The sequence below is a fragment of the Streptomyces sp. S.PB5 genome, from assembly GCF_030403745.1.
GTDB lineage: Bacteria > Actinomycetota > Actinomycetes > Streptomycetales > Streptomycetaceae > Streptomyces.
Window position 1 is genome coordinate 491,897 of the sequence record NZ_JAQMWP010000003.1, and the last position, 19,612, is coordinate 511,508.

At 71.4% G+C, this 19,612-nt stretch carries 19 protein-coding genes; 14 read left to right on the plus strand and 5 right to left on the minus strand.

Annotation, left to right across the window (positions count from 1 at the left end; all coding sequences use genetic code 11):
- The first annotated feature begins 867 nt into the window (after nt 1–867).
- The 4 genes from PH203_RS11090 (at nt 868) to PH203_RS11105 (ending at nt 4,525) form a co-directional block, all read left to right on the plus strand.
- Nucleotides 868–2,334, plus strand: a complete 1,467-nt coding sequence (locus PH203_RS11090; RefSeq protein ID WP_289919247.1) for a GuaB1 family IMP dehydrogenase-related protein — start codon at nt 868–870, stop codon at nt 2,332–2,334.
- 150 nt (nt 2,335–2,484) lie between these two features.
- Nucleotides 2,485–3,552: an amino acid permease gene (locus PH203_RS11095; protein WP_289919249.1), complete on the plus strand. Its 1,068-nt coding sequence runs from the start codon at nt 2,485–2,487 to the stop codon at nt 3,550–3,552.
- A gap of 10 nt (nt 3,553–3,562) precedes the next feature.
- A complete protein-coding gene (locus tag PH203_RS11100) occupies nt 3,563–4,015 on the plus strand; it encodes an Lrp/AsnC family transcriptional regulator (protein WP_289919250.1) in 453 nt (150 codons plus the stop codon).
- A 72-nt stretch (nt 4,016–4,087) separates the two neighbouring features.
- Nucleotides 4,088–4,525, plus strand: a complete 438-nt coding sequence (locus PH203_RS11105) for a VOC family protein (protein ID WP_289919252.1) — start codon at nt 4,088–4,090, stop codon at nt 4,523–4,525.
- Nucleotides 4,526–4,555: 30 nt separating this feature from the next.
- On the opposite strand, the gene PH203_RS11110 is transcribed toward PH203_RS11105, so the two are convergent.
- Nucleotides 4,556–5,296 (minus strand): GntR family transcriptional regulator, encoded by a 741-nt coding sequence (locus PH203_RS11110; protein WP_289919253.1) that lies wholly within the window; start codon nt 5,294–5,296, stop codon nt 4,556–4,558.
- A gap of 215 nt (nt 5,297–5,511) precedes the next feature.
- On the opposite strand from PH203_RS11110, the gene PH203_RS11115 reads away from it, so the two are divergent.
- From PH203_RS11115 to PH203_RS11150, 8 genes are all read left to right on the plus strand, one after another.
- The gene (locus tag PH203_RS11115; RefSeq protein ID WP_289919255.1) at nt 5,512–6,657 is read left to right on the plus strand and encodes an extracellular solute-binding protein; all 1,146 of its coding nucleotides are present in this window, start codon (nt 5,512–5,514) and stop codon (nt 6,655–6,657) included.
- Nucleotides 6,654–7,538, plus strand: coding sequence for an ABC transporter permease subunit (locus tag PH203_RS11120; protein ID WP_289919256.1), 885 nt, complete (start codon nt 6,654–6,656; stop codon nt 7,536–7,538). Before PH203_RS11115 ends, PH203_RS11120 begins: the two co-directional genes overlap by 4 nt.
- Entirely contained in the window at nt 7,526–8,338 is an 813-nt protein-coding gene (locus PH203_RS11125; RefSeq protein WP_289919258.1) for an ABC transporter permease subunit, read from the plus strand. Before PH203_RS11120 ends, PH203_RS11125 begins: the two co-directional genes overlap by 13 nt.
- Nucleotides 8,339–8,342: 4 nt before the next feature.
- On the plus strand, nt 8,343–9,401 hold the full coding sequence (locus PH203_RS11130; RefSeq protein ID WP_289919261.1) for an ABC transporter ATP-binding protein: 1,059 nt from the start codon (nt 8,343–8,345) through the stop codon (nt 9,399–9,401).
- On the plus strand, nt 9,398–10,825 hold the full coding sequence (locus PH203_RS11135; RefSeq protein WP_289919262.1) for an HAD-IA family hydrolase: 1,428 nt from the start codon (nt 9,398–9,400) through the stop codon (nt 10,823–10,825). Before PH203_RS11130 ends, PH203_RS11135 begins: the two co-directional genes overlap by 4 nt.
- Before the next feature lie 106 nt (nt 10,826–10,931).
- Entirely contained in the window at nt 10,932–12,143 is a 1,212-nt protein-coding gene (locus PH203_RS11140) for an MFS transporter (RefSeq protein WP_289919264.1), read from the plus strand.
- A 117-nt stretch (nt 12,144–12,260) separates the two neighbouring features.
- Nucleotides 12,261–13,040: a carbon-nitrogen hydrolase family protein gene (locus tag PH203_RS11145; protein ID WP_289919266.1), complete on the plus strand. Its 780-nt coding sequence runs from the start codon at nt 12,261–12,263 to the stop codon at nt 13,038–13,040.
- 44 nt (nt 13,041–13,084) lie between these two features.
- Nucleotides 13,085–14,782, plus strand: coding sequence for an NAD(P)/FAD-dependent oxidoreductase (locus PH203_RS11150; RefSeq protein WP_289919268.1), 1,698 nt, complete (start codon nt 13,085–13,087; stop codon nt 14,780–14,782).
- Here the strand turns inward: PH203_RS11150 and PH203_RS11155 are convergent.
- Together PH203_RS11155 and PH203_RS11160 are read right to left on the minus strand one after the other, a co-directional pair.
- Nucleotides 14,743–15,216, minus strand: coding sequence for a hypothetical protein (locus tag PH203_RS11155; RefSeq protein ID WP_289919271.1), 474 nt, complete (start codon nt 15,214–15,216; stop codon nt 14,743–14,745). The genes PH203_RS11150 and PH203_RS11155 overlap by 40 nt on opposite strands.
- A gap of 48 nt (nt 15,217–15,264) precedes the next feature.
- Nucleotides 15,265–15,951: a DUF5995 family protein gene (locus PH203_RS11160; RefSeq protein WP_289919274.1), complete on the minus strand. Its 687-nt coding sequence runs from the start codon at nt 15,949–15,951 to the stop codon at nt 15,265–15,267.
- A 216-nt stretch (nt 15,952–16,167) separates the two neighbouring features.
- On the opposite strand from PH203_RS11160, the gene PH203_RS11165 reads away from it, so the two are divergent.
- Nucleotides 16,168–17,289: a glycoside hydrolase family 6 protein gene (locus PH203_RS11165; protein WP_289919458.1), complete on the plus strand. Its 1,122-nt coding sequence runs from the start codon at nt 16,168–16,170 to the stop codon at nt 17,287–17,289.
- A 185-nt stretch (nt 17,290–17,474) separates the two neighbouring features.
- Here the strand turns inward: PH203_RS11165 and PH203_RS11170 are convergent, their stop codons facing one another.
- Nucleotides 17,475–17,729: an EF-hand domain-containing protein gene (locus tag PH203_RS11170; protein WP_289919276.1), complete on the minus strand. Its 255-nt coding sequence runs from the start codon at nt 17,727–17,729 to the stop codon at nt 17,475–17,477.
- Nucleotides 17,730–17,898: 169 nt separating this feature from the next.
- Here PH203_RS11170 and PH203_RS11175 point away from each other — a divergent pair, with 169 nt between their 5' ends.
- Nucleotides 17,899–18,360 carry a thioesterase family protein gene (locus PH203_RS11175; RefSeq protein ID WP_289919278.1) on the plus strand — a complete coding sequence of 154 codons (462 nt, stop codon included), beginning with the start codon at nt 17,899–17,901 and terminating at the stop codon, nt 18,358–18,360.
- Here the strand turns inward: PH203_RS11175 and PH203_RS11180 are convergent.
- Nucleotides 18,320–19,531, minus strand: coding sequence for an MFS transporter (locus tag PH203_RS11180; protein WP_289919280.1), 1,212 nt, complete (start codon nt 19,529–19,531; stop codon nt 18,320–18,322). The genes PH203_RS11175 and PH203_RS11180 overlap by 41 nt on opposite strands.
- Between the last annotated feature and the right edge of the window lie 81 nt (nt 19,532–19,612).

Genomic DNA, 19,612 nt, shown 5'->3' on the forward strand with positions numbered 1-19,612 from the left:
CTGGCTTCTGGATCACCGAGACCCCAGACCTCGACATGGCGCTCAAGTGCGCCGCCGAGGGGGGCATGGGCCGGCATTCGCGAGGTCGAGGTGCGACCATTCCTGGCCGAGTGGCCGTGGCCGCGGGAGAGTCGGACATGACGTCCGTTGACCGCCAAGTCGACGGCGCAGTGGGCCTGAACATGCCCGCGGCCGTTCTGAGCCCCGATTGGCTAACGAGCTCGTTGGTGATACCAGAGGGCGTAGCTTCATGGCGGCAACGAGTGTGCCCCGTTCGCGTAGGAGGGGTTGCGGCGGCCGCGGCTGCGCGAACTTCGCTCTCGGACGCCTACTGGTCGAGCAAGAGCCTGATCGCTCGTTTGCTGACCGGCGCCACCACCTCCCACCCCGAAGGTTCGCCAGGTGGGGATGTGGAACGTTGCGCAATTCCCCAGACAGAAGTTCATTGCCGTCCCCATCGGGAACGCTGAGTTGCTCTGCGACGGCCAGGCGGACGGCGCTCTTCCGGGCAGCCCGCCTCGGACCGGACACCTCACGGCCTGGCGGCCCGACTCCGCACCACGCACCCGAACCGCGCGAACGAGCGGGGACGACGGAGCAGGTCTGGGGGAATTGCATGACCGTCGACGGTGGATCGGGAGGCCCTTGGTCGCACTCTCCACCAGCGGGGGTCGTGGACCCCAAGGTGCGGTACGGCGAGCGTCGGCCCTCGTCGGGCGCCTTCGGGTAAGCTCTCGGGGTAAGGCAGGTTCCACTGCCTGACACCGGAGCCCCCGTACCTCACTGGAGGAACATACGAACGCGGGGGCGTTTTGCTGTGTCCTTGTGGGAGTGACCTGCGCCGTTTCGCGTGAAAATGTGAGACTTATGCGTTTCCTTGAGCCTGGTACGGGTCAGCACGTAGAATCACCTCCGGTTCCCTACGACCTGACGTACGACGACGTCTTCATGGTCCCGAGCCGCAGTGCGGTCGGCTCGCGTCAGGGTGTGGACCTCAGCTCGCCGGACGGCACCGGCACCACGATCCCGCTGGTCGTCGCCAACATGACCGCCATCGCGGGACGCCGGATGGCCGAGACGCTGGCCCGGCGCGGTGGCCTGGTGGTCATTCCGCAGGACATCCCGATCGAGGTCGTCACCGAGGTCGTCTCCTGGGTGAAGAGCCGCCACCTCGTCCTGGACACCCCGATCGTGCTGGCCCCGCACCAGACCGTCGCCGACGCCCTCGCCCTGCTGCCGAAGCGGGCGCACAACGCCGGTGTCGTCGTCGACGAGAACCAGCGGCCTGTCGGTGTCGTCACCGACCAGGACCTGACCGGCGTGGACCGCTTCACGCAGCTGGAGGTCGTCATGTCGCGCGACCTGCTGCTCCTGGACGCCGGCATCGACCCGCGCGAGGCGTTCAACCGGCTCGACGCCGCCAACCGGCGGTACGCACCGGCCGTCGACGCCGACGGCAGGCTCGCCGGCATCCTCACCCGCAAGGGCGCGCTGCGGGCGACCCTCTACACGCCGGCCGTGGACGCGCAGGGCAAGCTGCGGATCGCCGCCGCCGTCGGGATCAACGGGGACGTCGCCGGCAAGGCCAAGCAGCTGCTCGACGCGGGCGTCGACACCCTCGTCATCGACACCGCCCACGGCCACCAGGAGTCGATGATCAGCGCGATCAAGGTCGTGCGGGCGCTCGACCCGCAGGTGCCGATCGTCGCGGGCAACATCGTGGCCGCCGAGGGTGTGCGGGATCTGATCGAGGCCGGTGCCGACATCATCAAGGTCGGTGTGGGCCCGGGCGCGATGTGCACCACCCGCATGATGACCGGCGTGGGCCGGCCGCAGTTCTCGGCCGTCCTGGAGTGCGCCGCCGAGGCGAAGAAGTACGGCAAGCACGTCTGGGCCGACGGCGGTGTCCGGCACCCGCGCGATGTCGCGATGGCGCTGGCCGCCGGGGCGTCCAACGTGATGATCGGGTCGTGGTTCGCGGGCACCTACGAGTCCCCGGGCGACCTGCAGCAGGACGCCAACGGGCGGCTCTACAAGGAGTCGTTCGGCATGGCGTCGGCGCGTGCCGTGCGCAACCGCACGTCCGAGGAGTCCTCGTACGACCGGGCCCGCAAGGCGCTGTTCGAGGAGGGCATCTCCACCTCCCGGATGTTCCTCGACCCGGCCCGGCCGGGCGTCGAGGACCTGATCGACTCGATCATCGCGGGCGTGCGGTCGTCGTGCACGTACGCGGGTGCGGGCTCCCTGGAGGAGTTCGCCGAGAAGGCGGTCGTGGGCATCCAGAGCGCGGCCGGCTACGCCGAGGGCAAGCCGCTGCACGCCAGCTGGAGCTAGGCGCTCCGCCGGGGGAGCCGAGACTGAGGTCGTGGGGAAACTGCGGGGCGGTTGTGGCTGGTCGCGCCCACGCGGCGGTAGCCGCAGGTTGATACCGCCCCGCGCCCCTCGCGGCGTGCAGGTCGCCGGCGCAATGAACGGGCCCTCCTTGTGCGGCATACGCGACTGGTCGCCGAAGGGGGACAGGGCGAGGGCGGCAGCCTCCGGGGCTCCCTCGGGCTCTGGCAGCTGACCATGATCAGCATCGGTGCCACCCTCGGCACCGGGATACTCGTGGTGCTCGGTGAGGCCGTGCCCAAGGCCGGCCCCGCCGTCACCCTCGCCTGGGTGTGCGGATGCTGTCTGGTCCTCGAATACGGGGTCTCGGTCGCCGCCGTGGCCGTCGGCTGGGGCGAGTACCTCAACGAGCTGCTCGACGGGACCGTCGGGGTCACCATCCCGGACGCGCTCTCGGCGCCGCCCGGGGACGGTGGCCTCTTCGATCTGCCGGCGCTGATCGTCGTACTCCTCGCCATGGTCTTTCTGCTCGGTGGCGCGCGTGGGTCCGAGGAGGCGAAGAACGCGCAGCGGGACCTGCCGACCGCGATCATGCTGTCGCTGGTCATCGTGACCGCGCTGTACGTGCTCGTGGCCGCGGTCGCCGTCGGGGCGAAGCCGTGGCAGCGGTTCGGGGACTCCGAGGCCGCGCTCGCGCAGATCATGCGGGAGGTCACCGGTCAGGGCTTCTGGGGGAGGTTGCCGGCCGCCTGCGCGGTCGTCGCCATCGCGGGCGTGGTGCCGACCGTGTTCTACGGGCAGACGTGCATCCTCTTCGCGATGTCCCGGGACGGGCTCGTGCCCAAGGTGTTCGGGCGGGTGGATGCGGAGACCGGTGCGTCGCGTGCCAACCCGGTGATCGTGTCGCTGTTCTGCGGTGTCCTCGCCGCCGTCCCGCTGGGGCAGCTCGCCGACGCCACCAGCATCGGCACGCTGTTCGCCTTCGGACTGGTCGACATCGCCGTCGTGGTGCTGCGCCGGACCCGGCCGGACATGCCCCGCACCTTCCGGGTGCCGCGCTCGCCGGTCCTGCCCGCGCCGGGGCTCGGGTTCTGCGTCTGGATGACGGTCGGCCTGTCCGCCGTCACCTGGGTGGTCCTTGGGGCCTGGATGGCCGCCGGGCTCGTGTTCTACTTCGTATACGGCTGTCGCCGCTCCCGTCTCGCAACACCTGAGAGCTGATCCACTCACCGTGCTCAACGATCTCGACGAACGCATCGTCCACGCCCTCGCCGAGGACGCCCGCCGCTCCTACGCGGACATCGGGCAGATCGTCGGCCTCTCCGCGCCCGCCGTGAAGCGGCGCGTGGACCGGCTGCGCGCCACGGGGGCCATCACCGGCTTCACCGTCCGGGTCGACCCGTCGGCGCTCGGCTGGGAGACCGAGGGGTTCGTCGAGATCTACTGCCGGCACAACACCTCGCCGGACACCATCCGGCGGGGTCTGGAGCGGTACCAGGAGGTCGTGGCCGCGTCCACCGTCACCGGGGACGCGGACGCGGTCGTGCAGGTCTTCGCCTCCGACATGCGGCACTTCGAACGGGTCCTGGAGCGGATCGCGGGGGAGCCGTTCGTGGAGCGGACCAAGTCGGTGCTGGTGCTGTCGCCGTTGCTGCGGAGGTTCTCGTCGGGGGCGCCCGCCTGAGGGGACGTTCAGCCGAGCGGCCGCCTGCCTGACACGGACCGGTTGTCAGTGGCCGGCAGTACGGTTCGACCCATGGCAGCCCGTATCGATCTGACCCTCGACTGCGCGGACGCGCAGCTGGTCGCAGCGTTCTGGAAGACGGCCCTCGGCTACATCGACGAGCCGCCGCCTGCGCCCTTCGCCACGCGTGCGGAGTGGCTCGCCCAGTTCGACCTGCCGGAGGACGAATCCGAGGGCGACGCGGCATGGCTGTGCGACCCCGACGGCGTCGGCCCGCGGCTGACCGTCCTCAAGGTCCCGGAGCCCAAGAGAGTCAAGAACCGGCTGCACATGGACATCCGGGTGCCGGGGCACGGCAGCCCGCAGGAGCGGTGGACGCGGATCAGAGCGGAGGCCGAGCGGCTGGCCGGGGCGGGCGGCAGGATCGTCGCGGAGTTCGACGGCCACCACGTGACGATGGCGGACCCGGAGGGCAACGAGTTCTGTGTGGGTGCCGCCGCCTCCGGCTGAGCACCCGGCCTCACCGCGGCCCGCCCGCGTTCACTCCGCCGTCTTCCGGGCCAGCGCGTTGTTGTCCATCGAGTTGTGCACGCTGAAGCTCACCGCGTCCGAGCGGTAGCGGTCGTCCGACCACTCCACCGGGCGCCCCTCGCGGGTCGTCGTCACCCGGCGGACCCGCAGCAGCGGGCTGGTGCGGCGGATCTCCAGGAGCTCCGCGTCCTGTGCGCCCGCCGCGACCGCGTCGATGACGTGCTCGCCGTAGGCGAAGACCAACCCCGTGTCGTCGTACAGGCGTTGGGTGACGGACGGGCAGTCGGGCTCGATGGACTCCACCGCGGGGGAGATCCAGCCGGCGTACACCGTCCGCTCCAGCAACACCGGCTCGCCGTCCAGGCCGCGCACCCGCAGGACGTGCAACACGGGTGTGCCGACGCGCAGTTGGAGACGTACCGAGTCCTCCTGTGTCGCCGGACGGTACTCCTGGGCGACCACCTGTCCGGTCGCCTCCCGGCCCATCGCGCGCGCCCACTGGGCGAAGCTGCGGAGCTCCGCGAAGCTCTGGCTGCGGCGGCTGGCCAGGACCACGCGGCGGGCGCCCTGGCGGGAACCGATGAGGCCCTCGGCGGTCAGCGCGGCGACGGCCTGGCGGACCGTGCCGCGCGAGACGCCGTAGTGCGCCGCGAGGTCGGTCTCGGCGGGCAGCCGGCTGCCGACGGTGTACTCCTCGCGGTCGATCGCCCGGCGCAGTTCGTCGGCGATCTCCTCGTGTCGCGCCGGCATGGTTCCCCTCTGAGTCGACTGCTGTGCACAGCGTGACCAGCCTAGTCGACATCTCAGAGGTATCGAGGGCGAGCCGGATTGTGCGGGAATTCAAGGGTCAGCGTTTCGCCAGTGTTTACGAGCGTGACACCAGCGGCGGACTTACTGAGGCCAACTTGTTCAGACAAGTTCTCTCTGCTTTGGCTCCTGCACCTCGCGCGTCCCCTGGAGAAGCCGTGACCGTGTCCCTGCCGAGAACAGCCGCCCTCGGCGTCATCGCCGCCCTTGCCCTGAGCGCCTGCGGCGCCGCCCCCGAGACCTCCTCGACCACCGCCGACGGCAAGAACGCCGCCACCGCCACCTCCGCCGCCGACCTCGGCGGACTCGACGCCCTGGTGAAGGCCGCCAAGGCGGAGGGCACGCTCAACGCCATCGCGCTGCCCCGCGACTGGGCCAACTACGGAGCCCTCATCGACGGCTTCCAGAAGAAGTACGGCATCAAGGTCGCCGTCGAGAACCCCGACGGCTCCAGCCAGGACGAGATCAACGCCGTGACGTCCCGGAAGGGGCAGGACCGCGCCCCCGACGTGCTCGACCTCGGCAGCTCGTTCGCGATCAGCGCGGCCCAGCAGGGGCTGCTCGCGCCCTACAAGGTGGCGTCCTTCGCGGACATCCCCGACGGGCAGAAGGACGCACAGGCCCGCTGGTACAACGACTACGGCGGCTACATCTCCATCGGCTGCGACGCGAAGCGGGTCAAGGCCTGCCCCACCACCTTCGCCGACCTCCTCAAGCCGCAGTACAAGGGCCAGGTCGCCCTCAACGGCAACCCCACCAAGTCCGGTTCGGCCTTCGGCGGCGTCTGGGCGGCCGCGCTCGCGAGCGGCGGCTCCTTCGACGACATCCAGCCCGGCCTCGACTTCTTCAAGAAGCTGAAGAAGAACGGCAACTACACGCCCGTCGAGGCGACCCCGGCCACCGTCGAGAAGGGCGAGACGCCCATCACCATCGACTGGGACTACCTCAACGCCGGGTACGCCGACGAGTTCAAGTCCAAGGGCGTCGACTGGAAGGTGTCGGTGCCGGGCGACGGCAAGTTCTCCCAGTACTACTCCCAGGCCATCAACAAGGACGCCCCGCACCCGGCGGCCGCCCGCCTGTGGCAGGAGTACCTCTACAGCGCCGAGGGCCAGAACCTGTGGCTCGCGGGATACGCCCGCCCGGCCCTGATGACCGCCATGGAGAAGGCCGGCACCCTCGACAAGACCGCCGCCGCCAAGCTGCCCGAGGTCTCCGGCACCCCGGCCTTCCCGACCGAGGCCCAGCAGAACAAGGCCAAGACGGTCCTCGGCGAGGGCTGGGCGAAGGCCGTCTCCGGATGACGGCCACCGCCGTACGGGTGGACTCGGCGCCGACCGCTGCGGTGAAGCGGCGGCGCCGGTCCCTCGGCTGGCTTCCCGTGCTGCCGCTGCTCGTCTTCACCGCTGCCGCCTTCGGGCTGCCGGCCTGGGCCATCCTGGACGGGGCGTTCACGGCGAAGGCCACGGGCGCGTTCAGCACGGCCAACCTGACGGCCTCGGTGCAGGGCGCCTACCTCACCGCCCTCCTCGGCAGCGTCAAGCTGTCCGCCGTGTCCGCCGTCCTCGCGGCCGCCCTCGGACTGCCGCTCGCCCAGGCCGTGGTGACCTCCCGGCACCGTGCCTTCCGCGAGGCCGTGCTCACCGCCTCCGGCGTCCTCGCCAACTTCGGCGGTGTCCCCCTGGCCTTCGCCTTCGTCGCCACGCTCGGCAACGCCGGTGTGCTGACCCGCCACCTGGGCCTGACGGACAAGGGCTGGGACCTGTACAGCTTCTGGGGACTGGTGATCGTCTACCTGTACTTCCTCATCCCGCTGATGGTCCTCACCATCACCCCGGCCCTGGAGGGGCTGCGCGTCCAGTGGCGCGAGGCGGCGCAGAACAACGGGGCCACCTCCGTGCAGTACTGGCGGCACGTGGCCCTTCCCGTCCTCGCACCCTCGCTGCTCGGCGGGCTCGTGCTGCTCTTCGGCACCGCCTTCGCCGCGTACGCCACCGCCGCCGCGATCGTGGGCAGCTCGATCCCGCTGATCACCCTCCAGATCGCCGACGCGCTCTCCGGCAACGTGCTGGTGGGCCAGGAGAACGTGGCGCTCGCCCTCAGCCTCGACATGGTCCTCATCGCGGGCCTCGTCATGGCCGTGTATCTGCCCCTTCAGCGAAGGAGCGCCCGATGGCTCGCCTGAACCTGTGGCGGTGGGGCGTGTACGGCCTCGCCGGGCTGTACTTCCTGGTGCCGCTCGCCGCGTCGATCGTCTTCTCGGTCGACGTGCCGGGGCAGGGGATCGTCTTCGACGCCTACACCCAGATCTTCTCCACCGACGGCTTCGTCTCCAGCCTGCTGCTCTCGCTGGAACTGGCCCTCGCCACCATCGTCGTGGTCCTGCTGCTGATGGTGCCCGCCACGGTCGCCCTGCGGCTCGGGGCACCCCGGCTGCGGCCGGTCGTCGAGGTGGTGTGCTCACTGCCGCTGGTCGTGCCGCCGATCGCGTTCGTCGCCGGGATCATCACGGTCCTGAAGTGGGGCCCCGAGCATCTCTCGCGCACCCCGCTCTTCCAGACCTTCGTGGCCATCCAGAACCCCGATTTCCCCGTCGTACTGGTCCTGGCCTACGTCGTGATGGCGCTGCCCTTCGTCTACCGCGCCCTGGACGCCGGGCTCCGGGCCGTCGACGTCCGCACCCTCGTCGAGGCCGCCCGGAGCTGCGGGGCGAGCTGGCCGCAGGCTCTGGTCCAGGCAGTGCTGCCCAATCTGCGCGGCGCTCTCCTCAACTCCTCCTTCCTCACGCTGGCGCTGGTGCTCGGTGAGTTCACGGTCGCCCAGCTGCTCGGCTTCCAGCCCTTCGCCGTGTGGATCGTGAACGTCAGCGGCTCGCAGGCCCAGCTCTCCGTCGCCGTGTCCGTGCTCAGCCTGCTGGTGACGTGGGCGCTGCTCCTCGTCCTGGCCGGCCTCGGCGGACGCGCCCGTACTACTTCCCGGGGATGAACCAATGAAGACGCTCGACCATGCGGCCACCGTCGAATTCCGGGGTCTCAGAAGGGAGTTCGGGCCGACCGTCGCCCTCGACGGACTCGACCTGACCGTCGCGCCGGGCGAACTCCTCGCCCTGCTCGGCCCCTCCGGCTGCGGCAAGACCACCGCGCTGCGCATGCTCGCCGGGTTCGAACACCCCGACTCCGGGGAGGTGCTGGTGGACGGCGAGGACGTCACGGGCGTGCCCGCCCATCGCCGGGACGCCGGGATGGTGTTCCAGTCGTACAGCCTCTTCCCGCATCTCGACGCGGTCGACAACGTGGCCTTCGGACTGCGGATGCGGAAGGTGCGCGCGGCCGAACGGCGGGCGCGCGCCGCGGAGTTGCTGGAACTGGTCGGTCTCGGCGACAAGGGCGGGCGGTACCCGCACCAGCTGTCCGGCGGGCAGCAGCAGCGGGTCGCCCTGGCCCGGGCACTCGCCCTGCGGCCCCGGGTGCTGCTGCTGGACGAGCCGTTGTCGGCGCTCGACGCCAAGGTGCGGCTCACCCTGCGCGAGGAGATCCGGCGGCTCCAGCAGGAGCTCGGGATCACCACCCTGTTCGTGACCCATGACCAGGAGGAGGCCCTGTCGATGGCGGACCGGGTCGCCGTGATGCATGCCGGGCGGCTCGAACAGTGCGCGGCTCCCGCGGAGTTGTACGGCCGGCCCGCCACCGCCTTCGTCGCCGAGTTCGTGGGCACGATGAGCCGGATCCCGGGGCGGCTGTCCGACGGAGTGGTCGACGTGCTCGGGCAGCGGTTGCCCGCCGACGGGAGCGTGCCCTTGGCGACCGAGGTGGATGTGCTGGTGCGGCCCGAGTCCGTGCGGGTGAGCGCCGAGGACGACGGCAAGGCGCGGGTGCTCGCCACGTCCTTCCTCGGGGCGGCCGTCCGGGTCACCGTCCGGCTGGCCGACGGCACCGAGGTCAAGGCCGATCTGCCCGCGCACGAGGCCGCCGGACTCGGCGCGGGGGCCGCGGTGAGCGTGTCGCTGCCGGAGCGGCCGGTGCTGGTCGCCGAACGGAGCTCGCTGTGAGCCGACTCCCGCTCCAGGCCGTGCTGTTCGACATGGACGGCACGCTCGTCGACACCGAGCGGCTGTGGTGGGCGGCGGTGGAACAGGTGGCCGGGCGGACCCTGACCGAGGCGGACCGTCCGGAGGTGCTGGGACGCGCGGTCGAGCACACCGCCGGCTGGCTGGCCGCGGCGACGGGCACCCCGGCCGCGGAACTCGCCGACGCGCTCCACGCGGAGTTCGAAGGGCGCGTCCGCACCGGCATCGTGCCCCGCCCCGGCGCGCTCGCCCTCCTCGACGCCCTGGCCCACGAGGGCGTACCCGTCGCACTGGTCACCGCCTCACCCCGGGCCGTGGCCGACACGGTGCTCGAAGCGCTCGGTGCGAGCCGCTTCGCGGTGTCCGTCACGGCCGACGACACCGAGAGCACCAAACCCGCGCCCGATCCCTACCTCGCCGCCTGCCGTCTGCTGGGTGCCGACCCCGCGGCCTGCGTCGCCGTGGAGGACACCGAGACCGGCGTCGCCTCCGCAGAGGCGGCGGGCTGCGCGGTGCTCGCGGTGCCTTCCCTCGCGCCGATCGGGGCGGCGCCGGGCCGGACCGTCCTGGCCAGCCTGGAGGACGTCACCCCTTCGACCCTGCGCGCCCTGCTGCCGTACCGCCTCCGGGTCATGACCTGGAACCTCTGGTGCGGCGGCACCAAGGTCGACGACCACCGGGCCAAGCAGCTCAAGGTCATCGCCGAGACCGGGGTGGACGTGGTCGGGCTGCAGGAGACGTACGGGACTGCCGCGCAGGAGCTCGCCGAGGCGCTCGGCTGGCACCACCACCGGGCCGGGGAGAACCTCGGCGTCATCAGCCGGCATCCGATCACGGAGACCTTCGGCGATCCGGACGTGGGCTTCTACGGGGCGGCGGGTGCCCGGATCCGGGTGGCCGAGGGCGCCGAGGTGGACGTATGGACGGTTCACCTGGACTACGCGGAGTACGGGCCCTATGTGAGGTCGGCGGAGCACGAGGGGGTACGGCTGTCCCAGATGCGGGACGCCCTGGGCCGGCTCGGCGACTCCGGGCCCGTCGTCCTCGTCGGGGACTTCAACACCCCCTCCCACCTGGACTGGCCGGACATCGAGTGGCCGGTCACCAAGGCGGCCGAGGACGCGGGCCTGGCCGACTCCTACCGCCAGGCCCACCCCGACCCCGTGCGGGCGCCCGGACACACCTGGTCGCCGATCCACGCCGGGCGCGAGGACGGCGGCGACGGCCCGGAGCCACAGGACCGTATCGACTTCGTCCTGCACCGGGGACTGCGGGTGCTCGATTCCCGGACCCACGTCAGCGGCACCCCCCGGACCTGGCCGGACGTCGAGGACAACGACTGGCCGTCCGACCACGCCGCCGTGATCACCACATTTTCACTGGGCAGCGGGCCGGGAACTGCCTAACATCGGCGTCATGACCTGGCGACATTGATCCACCAGCCGTGCCTCCCGAGGGCCGCCTCGGACGCCGTACCGACGACGTCCGAATCCGCCCCTCCGGGAAGGCCTCATGTCACTCTCACGCACACGCGTGCCTGCGACCGGCATCCGCCGGCTGACGACCACGCTGTACGGCTACGCGTTCCTCGACGACTTCGTCCTGTTCTACCCGGTGTACGCGCTGCTGTTCGCGGACACCGGTATGTCGCTCTGGGAGATCTCCTCCCTGTTCGCCCTCTGGTCGATCACCGCCGTCGTGCTGGAGGTGCCCTCCGGCGCCCTGGCCGACGCCGTCTCCCGCCGGCTGCTGCTGTGGGTCGGCCCGCTGTTCAACGCCGTCGGCTTCGCGCTGTGGGTGATCGTCCCGTCGTACTGGGCCTTCGCGCTCGGTTTCGTCCTGTGGGGCGTCGGCGGAGCGCTCTGCTCCGGTTCGCTGGAGGCGCTGGCCTACGACGAGCTGGAGCGGCTCGGGGCCGCCGACCGGTACGCACGCGTGATGGGGCGGGTCAGGGCGGCACGGCTGGCCGCCACCATGGCGTCGATCGGGCTCGCCGGGCCGGTGTTCGCGCTGGGCGGCTATCCGGTCGTGGGCGCGGCCAGCGTCCTCGCCTGCGTACTGGCCGCCCTGGCGGCCACCCGGCTCCCGGAGCACCGCGCGGGGCGGGAGCCGGGCGGCGACGGCTGGTGGGCGACCCTGCGGACCGGGCTCTGGGAGGCGCGCGGGAACCGTTCCGTCCGTGGTGCCCTGCTGCTGATCCCGGCCGTCGCCGCGGTGTGGGGCGCGCTCGACGAGTACACGCCCCTGCTGGCCCGGGACACCGGCGTGGCCGAGGCGACCGTGCCCTATCTGATCCTGCTCGTCTGGACGCTCGTCACCGCGGCGAGCCTGCTGGCCGGACCTGCCGAACGCCTCGGCACCACCGGCATGGCGTGGCTGCTGGCAGGCTCCGCGCTGGCGATGGCCGTAGGCGCCGCGGTCCGCACCCCGGCCGGGATCGCGCTCGTGGGCCTCGCCTTCGGGGGCTTCCAGCTGGCGGAGGTCCTCGCCGACGTGCGCCTTCAGCACCGCATCGACGACGCCCGCCGGGCCACGCTCACCTCGGTGGCGAGCCTGGGCACCGAACTCCTGACGGTCGTCACGTTCGCGGCGTACGCCCTGCTCGGCGCGCGGGCCGCGCACAGCACCGTCTTCGTGATCCTCGCGGTGCCCTACCTGGTCACCGCCCTGGCCCTGACCGGCCGACGCAACGAATCGCCGCCCAAGCCGCCTCGTGCGCAATGAACCGCTCACCGGCGCGCAACGGCTCCTTCTTGTCCGGCCTGGTCAGCCGCCCGTACCGTCTAGAGGGCCTCTTGGACGGCCTCCACAACCACCCCTTCCGCCCGGTGAGGATCACGCATGCGCACCGCCCTGCTCCAGAGCTCCGGCCGCCCCGGCTCGGTCGACGGGAACCTCAAGGTCCTCGACGAGGCCGCGGACCGTGCCGCGGCCGCGGGTGCCGCCCTGCTGGCCGCGCCGGAGATGTTCCTGACCGGGTACGCGATCGGCGACGACATCGCGCGCCTCGCCGAGCCGGCCGACGGGGACAGCGCGGACGCCGTCGCGGAGATCGCCGCGCGGCACGGGGTGGCCATCGCCTACGGCTACCCGGAGGCGTCCTCGGGCTCCGTCTTCAACTCCGCCCAGCTGATCTCGGCCACCGGTGACCGTCTTGCCAACTACCGCAAGACCCACCTCTTCGGCTGCTTCGAGCGCGACCACTTCACGCCGGGCGAGCAGCACGTGGTGCAGGCCGAGCTGAACGGACTGAAGGTCGGGCTGCTGATCTGCTACGACGTCGAGTTCCCGGAGAACGTCCGCGCCCACGCCCTCGCCGGCACGGACCTCCTCGTCGTCCCGACCGCCCAGATGCACCCGTTCCAGTTCGTCGCCGAGTCGATGATCCCGGTGCGGGCCTTCGAGAACCAGATGTACGTCGCGTACGTCAACCGGGTCGGCCAGGAAGGGGAGTTCGAGTTCGTCGGGCTCTCCGTCCTCGCCGGCCCCGACGGGATCGCCCGCGCCCGCGCCGGACGCGGCGAGCAACTGGTGTTCGCCGACGCCGACCCGGCCCTCCTCGCCGCCTCCCGCGAGGCCAACCCGTATCTGCGGGACCGGCGGCCCGAGCTCTACGTCTGAACACCCCCGCATTCTTCGCAGCATTCGCAAGGAGTCCGTACCCCATGACGTCCACGGTGCCCAACGCCGTCCAGCACGCCGACGAGCAGCAGCCGCCGATCACCATGTTCGGCCCGGACTTCCCGTACGCCTACGACGACTTCCTCGCCCACCCGGCGGGCCTCGGCCAGATACCGGCGACCGAGCACGGCACCGAGGTCGCGGTGATCGGCGGCGGGCTGTCCGGCATCGTGGCCGCCTACGAGCTGATGAAGATGGGCCTGAAGCCGGTCGTCTACGAGGCCGACCGGATCGGCGGCCGGCTGCGGACCGTCGGCTTCGAGGGCTGCGACAGCTCCCTGACGGCCGAGATGGGCGCGATGCGCTTCCCGCCGTCCTCCACCGCCCTCCAGCACTACATCGACCTGGTGGGTCTTAAGACCCGGCCGTTCCCCAACCCCCTTGCGGAAGCGACCCCTTCGACCGTGGTCGACCTCAAGGGCGAGTCGCACTACGCCGAGACCATCGAGGACCTGCCGCAGGTCTACCGTGACGTCGCCGCCGCCTGGAACAAGTGCCTCGAAGAGGGCGCCGACTTCTCCGACATGAACCAGGCCATGCGCGAGCGGGACGTCCCGCGCATCCGGGAGATCTGGGCCAAGCTCGTCGAGAAGCTCGACAACCAGACCTTCTACGGCTTCCTCTGCGACTCCGAGGCCTTCAAGTCCTTCCGGCACCGCGAGATCTTCGGCCAGGTCGGCTTCGGCACCGGCGGCTGGGACACCGACTTCCCCAACTCCATCCTGGAGATCCTCCGCGTCGTCTACACCGAGGCCGACGACCACCACCGCGGCATCATCGGCGGCTCCCAGCAGCTGCCGCTGCGGCTGTGGGAGCGCACGCCGGAGAAGATCGTCCACTGGCCCTACGGCACCTCGCTGGCCCAGCTGCACCCGAACGCCGAACCCCGCCCGGCCGTGACCCGGCTGCACCGCACGGCGAACAACCAGATCACCGTGACGGACGCGAACGGCGACATCCGCACCTACAAGGCGGCCGTCTTCACCGCGCAGTCCTGGATGCTGCTGTCGAAGATCGCCTGCGACGACTCGCTCTTCCCGATCGACCACTGGACGGCGATCGAGCGCACCCACTACATGGAGTCGAGCAAGCTCTTTGTCCCTGTGGACCGGCCGTTCTGGCTGGACAAGGACGAGGAGACCGGCCGTGACGTCATGTCGATGACCCTCACCGACCGTATGACGCGCGGGACCTACCTCCTCGACGACGGCCCGGACAAGCCCGCCGTCATCTGCCTCTCCTACACCTGGTGCGACGACAGCCTGAAGTGGCTGCCGCTGTCCGCGAACGAGCGGATGGAGGTCATGCTGAAGTCGCTCGGCGAGATCTATCCGAAGGTCGACATCCGCAAGCACATCATCGGCAACCCGGTGACGGTGTCCTGGGAGAACGAGCCCTACTTCATGGGCGCGTTCAAGGCCAACCTGCCCGGCCACTACCGCTACCAGCGGCGCCTGTTCACCCACTTCATGCAGGACCGGCTGCCCGCGGACAAGCGGGGCATATTCCTCGCGGGCGACGACATCTCCTGGACGGCCGGCTGGGCCGAGGGCGCGATCCAGACCGCGCTGAACGCGGTCTGGGGCGTCATGCACCACTTCGGCGGGGCGACCGACGCGACGAACCCCGGTCCGGGGGACGTCTACGACGAGATCGCACCGGTGGAACTGCCGGAGGACTGAGCCCGTCGACGGCGGACTCCCGAAAGGACCGCCGTCCCGACGGCCGGCACACAGAGCACCAGGCCGCCGTGGACGACCGGGTTCACCCAGCTCGGCACGAGTTCGGTTCCCTCGCCGGCCGAGGTGACGCACCGCACGCTGACCGGCAGGGCCATCCGCGTCTCCACGACGTCGCCGCGCGCACCGGCGGCCGCACACATCTGGTCCGGGTCCAGGATGTAGAAGCCCTGCATGACGCCGTACGCGTAGGCGCCGAGGGCGGCCGTGCCGGCGAGCGCCGCCAGCAGTGCGCACGACACGGCGTCGGGCAGGCGCAGCCCGCTGCCGAGCTCTCGGTCCCAGGCCCGCTTGGCCAGGGCCAGGGCGAGGCCCACGACCACGAACGGGGTCACCAACGGCGCGAAGGTCAGGGTCAGCAGGAGAAGAACCGCCACGTGTGCCCAGAGCGGCTCGGCGGGCGTCCGGTTCCCGATCGGGCCGGTTCAGTCCGGCAGCGGGGTGAGCAGCATCCGTCCCGCGAACCCGACCGCCGTGTCCAGCCGCTCCGTGAACTCCTCGGCGACATCGGGCAGTCCACGCAGCGCCCACAGCGCACGCGCCGCCGTCCAGGTGGCGTCCCGGGCGCGCTCCAGGCTCCACGCGCCGAGCAGATGGGTCAGCGGGTCGGCGATCTGGAGGAGATCGGGACCCGGCATCAGATCTTCGCGGATGCGCTCCTCCAGCGAGACGAGGAGATCGCCCACCCGGTCGAACTCGTCCTCCACGTCGACGGGTTCGCAGTCGAGCGTACGACAGGTGTCCACGACGGCGAGCGCGAGGTCGTGCCCGATGTGCGCATTGATGCCCGCGAGCGCGAACTGCAGCGGGCGTACCCCGGGATGCCGGCGGTACTGGAACAACGGCCGCCAGCAGGCGGGCGGGCGGCGCTCGGCGGCCACCGTGCCGACCGCCCGCAGATACCGCTCGGCGAACCGCACGTCCAGCGTGATCGCCGCCTGTGCGTCCGCGAACCGGCCCGTGTCGATGCCCCGGTCGACCGCCTCGGTGACGGCGAGGTAGACGCGGTTGAAGACCGCGATCCCGTCCCGTTCCGGAAGCGCCTCGTCCAGGGCGCGCATCCGGGAGACGACGGAGTCGACAGAAGTGACGAACTGCTCCAACTGCGGCATGCAGGCAGGGTCCCAGGCTTAGGGTGGCCGGAGTGCCGGCGGGCCCGACGCTTCCCCAGAACGGGGGAACGCTCCCGCTGTGGCGAGAGCCGTAGCGGCGCCCGGGAGGCGGACGGCAGGGGAGAACGGGGAGGGGATGAGCAGGTGCCAGGCCAACGTGCCCATCGCCTGGCCGAACGCAGGGCCGAGCGCAGGCGTGCCGCCCGGCGGGGCGGCATGGTCGCGGCGGCCTCCGTCGTGGTCGCCGTGGGCACCGTGACCGGGATGATGTCCGCGCTCGACGACGGCCGCGGCTCCGACGAGGCCCGCCCCGAGGTGACGGACTCACCGGCCCTGGAAGTCCCGCTTCCCGCGCCGTCGCCGTCCCCCTCGGCCACCGAGTCGGCTTCCGTGTCCGCCTCTCCGAAGAAGAGGTCCGTGAGCCCGACGCCCTCTCCGACGAAGGCCGAGCCGAAGCAGGAGACCGCCGCCGTCTCCCCCCGCCTCTACCGCCACCCCCAGTCCCGGGTCCTCGACTGGGTCCGTGACCACCCCGGCGACCCGCGTCAGAACGTCATAGCGTCCCGTATCGCCGACCAGCCGGCCGCCGTCTGGTTCGCCGATTACACGCCGTCCACCATCACGGCACGCGTGCGTGCCGTGACCTCCGGCGGTGCCGCGCTGGGCCGGGTCCCGGTGGTGGTGGCGTACGCGGTCCCGGACCGCGACTGCGGCGGGGCCTCCCAGGGCGGGGCACCGGACCTGGACGCCTACGACGCCTGGATCGACAGGTTCGCCGCCGGGCTCGGCTCGGACGACGTCGTGGTGATCCTGGAGCCCGACTCGATAGCCCAGTCCGCGTGTCTGTCGGGGCGTCAACGCGCCGACCGCTTCGCCTCGCTGGCCCGCGCCGGCCGGGTCCTGAAGGCCGCCAATCCCAAGGCCCGGGTCTACTTCGACGCCGGCCACTCCGGCTGGAACCCCCCGGCCAAACAGGCCGACCTGCTGCGCCAGGCGGGCGCCGCCTCGGCCGCGGCCTCCGACGGCGTGTTCAGCAATGTCTCCAACTTCCACCGCACCGCCGACGAGATCGCCTACGACCGGCAGGTCCTCGACGCCCTCGGCGGTCCCGCGAGCCTCGGCGCGGTCATCGACACCAGCCGCAACGGCAACGGCGCACCGGCCGACGGCGAGTGGTGCGACCCCGACGGCCGCAAGCTCGGCCGGACCCCGACCCTGAACACCGGCGAGGCCCGTATCGACGGCTATCTGTGGGTGAAGCTGCCGGGGGAGTCGGACGGCTGCAAGGGTGCGCCGGGCACGTTCACCCCGTCGTACGCCTACGACCTGGCGCGCTGAGCGACATCCGACGCCGACGCGGCCGGCGCCTCTGGCGGCGCTGCCGCAAACGACTCCTGGGACCCACCGCCCTTGTGCGCGACAGCGCCTTGGCCATGTGCTCTGTAAATAACGTGACCCAGCACTACAGCGACGCCGAGACCGCCCGGTCCTGACGGCCGGCAAGGGGAGCCCGCGGGATGGTGTCAGCTCCAGCCGAACCGGCGGTCCACCACCGCCGTGAACTCCTCCAGCGTCACCACCGAGTCCCCGTTCCGGTCGGCGGCGTCGAACAGTGCGGAGGAGGCGTCGGCGTCTCCCAGACCCCAGGACGGCAGGTCTCCCGAGGCGGCCAGGGTGGGTCCCTTGGACCGCAGGGCGATGATCACCTCGTCCCGGGTCAGGGTGCCGTTCCGGTCCAGGTCGAGGGCTTCGAACAGGATCCGGGCCTTCTCGCTCATGACGTGGTCCTCATTCCCTTCGCCGCGGGGGCTCGCCCCGCGGCTCTTCCCACGACAACGCTCCCTCCCCGGCCCGGGTTCCCCGCTGGTCACCGCCCGGGTCCGACATCATGCTGAGCGCCCGCTTAATATGGGTCGGACCCCGCCGTACGCCCCTGGAGCACCACCCGTGACCGCCGAAGCCCCGACAGCCGCCCCCGTCCCGTCCTACGGCCGGCTGATCCCCGTCACCGTCCACTTCGACGACCTGGACGCCCTCGGCCTGCTCCACAACGCCCGCTATCCGCTCATGGTGGAGCGGGCCTGGACCGAGCTGTGGCAGGAGCACGGCATCCACTTCGACGGCGACTGGGCGGTGGCGGGGGATGCCTGCAACGCGGTCAAGGAGCTGCGGATCAGCTATGAGGCGCCGGTGACCAGGACGGGCACGTACGCCGTCCACCTCTGGCTGGAGCGGCTCGGCAACACCGGTCTGACGTACGGCTTCCGTTTCTGTTCGCGGGACGGCTCGGTGACGTACGCGCGGGGTGCCCGGGTCCTTGTCCGGCTGGACTTCGCGACGATGCGTCCCGCGCCGTGGAGCGACCGGTTCAGGGCTGCCGGTCGGGAACTGCTGCGGCCGGCGGACTGATCCTCGGGCGGTCGCGGTCGGCGGTGCGCAGGACGCCGGCGAAGCCCACGAGCCCGCTCGCCAGCAGCGTCACCAGCACGAACGACACCAGCAGACTGGTCGCCTGGGCGATGGTGCCGATCGCGCTCGGCGCGATGAGCCCGGAGGTGTACGTGATCGTGGCGACACCGGCGATCGCCAGGCTGGGGTTGGACCCGCTGCGGCCCGCGGCGGCGAAGCACAGCGGGACGACCACCGCGATGCCCAGCCCCATCAGCGCGAACCCGCCCATGGCCACCGCCGGATGGTTCGCCACGACGATGAGCAGCCCGCCGAGCACGGCGAGGAACCCGCTGGTGCGGACCGTGCGCACCGCGCCGTAGCGGTCGACGATCCGGTCGCCGGCGATGCGGGCGATCGCCATCGTGAGGGTGAAGCCGGTGGTGCAGGCGGCGGCGAGCCCGGCCGAGGTCTCCAGCTGGTCCCGCAGATAGACCGCGGACCAGTCGAGGCTCGCGCCCTCCGCGAAGACCGCGCAGAATCCGACGGCTCCGATGAGCAGCGCGGACTTCGGCGGCAGCGCGAACCGCGGCGGCGGTTCCTCGTCCTCGGTGGGCTGCAGGTCGAGCACCCAGCGGCAGGCCAGCAGGCCGAGGAGCGTCAGGACGCCCGCCGCCAGCGCGTGGTGCAGACGCGCGTCCGAGCCCAGGTGGGCGGCGAGTGTGCCGGCGGCCGAACCGACCAGGGCGCCGGCGCTCCACATGCCGTGCAGGCCGGACATGATCGAGCGGCCGAGGCGGTTCTCGATCTCGACGCCGAGGGCGTTCATGGCCACGTCCGCCATGCCCGCGGTCGCGCCGTAGACGAAGAGGGCGAGGCAGAGGGTGAGCAGGTCGGGGGCGAGGGCGGGCAGGACGAGGGCCAGGGTCCACAGGGAGATGAGGCCGCGCAGGGCGTTCCGGGCGCCGAAGCGGTGGCTGATGCTGCCGGCCAGCGGCATGGCCACGGAGGCGCCGAGTGCGGGGAAGGCGAGGGCGAGGCCGAGCTGGCCGGCGCTGACCGAGGAGTGGTCCTGGATCCAGGGCACCCGGGTCGCGAACGAACCGGTGACGGCACCGTGCACGGCGAAGACGGCCGCCACGGCGTACCGCGCCCGCCTCACCTGTCCCTGGTCGTACACCACTTGGCTCATTCTCCCGCCCCTTCGCGCGCTGCGGCCCCTGTCGCCGACGTAAACTATCAGGGAGCCTGCCTGATAGATAGAGGATTAAGG

Bases quoted from the DNA above. Each gene is read 5' to 3' on its own strand.
- PH203_RS11150 (WP_289919268.1), top strand. From the start codon at position 13,085: ATGACGTCCACGGTGCCCAACGCCGTCCAGCACGCCGACGAGCAGCAG.
- PH203_RS11105 (WP_289919252.1), top strand. From the start codon at position 4,088: ATGGCAGCCCGTATCGATCTGACCCTCGACTGCGCGGACGCGCAGCTG.
- PH203_RS11145 (WP_289919266.1), top strand. From the start codon at position 12,261: ATGCGCACCGCCCTGCTCCAGAGCTCCGGCCGCCCCGGCTCGGTCGAC.
- PH203_RS11110 (WP_289919253.1), bottom strand. From the start codon at position 5,296: ATGCCGGCGCGACACGAGGAGATCGCCGACGAACTGCGCCGGGCGATC.
- PH203_RS11130 (WP_289919261.1), top strand. From the start codon at position 8,343: ATGAAGACGCTCGACCATGCGGCCACCGTCGAATTCCGGGGTCTCAGA.
- PH203_RS11120 (WP_289919256.1), top strand. From the start codon at position 6,654: ATGACGGCCACCGCCGTACGGGTGGACTCGGCGCCGACCGCTGCGGTG.
- PH203_RS11165 (WP_289919458.1), top strand. From the start codon at position 16,168: ATGGTCGCGGCGGCCTCCGTCGTGGTCGCCGTGGGCACCGTGACCGGG.
- PH203_RS11090 (WP_289919247.1), top strand. From the start codon at position 868: ATGCGTTTCCTTGAGCCTGGTACGGGTCAGCACGTAGAATCACCTCCG.
- PH203_RS11140 (WP_289919264.1), top strand. From the start codon at position 10,932: ATGTCACTCTCACGCACACGCGTGCCTGCGACCGGCATCCGCCGGCTG.
- PH203_RS11170 (WP_289919276.1), bottom strand. From the start codon at position 17,729: ATGAGCGAGAAGGCCCGGATCCTGTTCGAAGCCCTCGACCTGGACCGG.
- PH203_RS11125 (WP_289919258.1), top strand. From the start codon at position 7,526: ATGGCTCGCCTGAACCTGTGGCGGTGGGGCGTGTACGGCCTCGCCGGG.
- PH203_RS11180 (WP_289919280.1), bottom strand. From the start codon at position 19,531: ATGAGCCAAGTGGTGTACGACCAGGGACAGGTGAGGCGGGCGCGGTAC.
- PH203_RS11160 (WP_289919274.1), bottom strand. From the start codon at position 15,951: ATGCCGCAGTTGGAGCAGTTCGTCACTTCTGTCGACTCCGTCGTCTCC.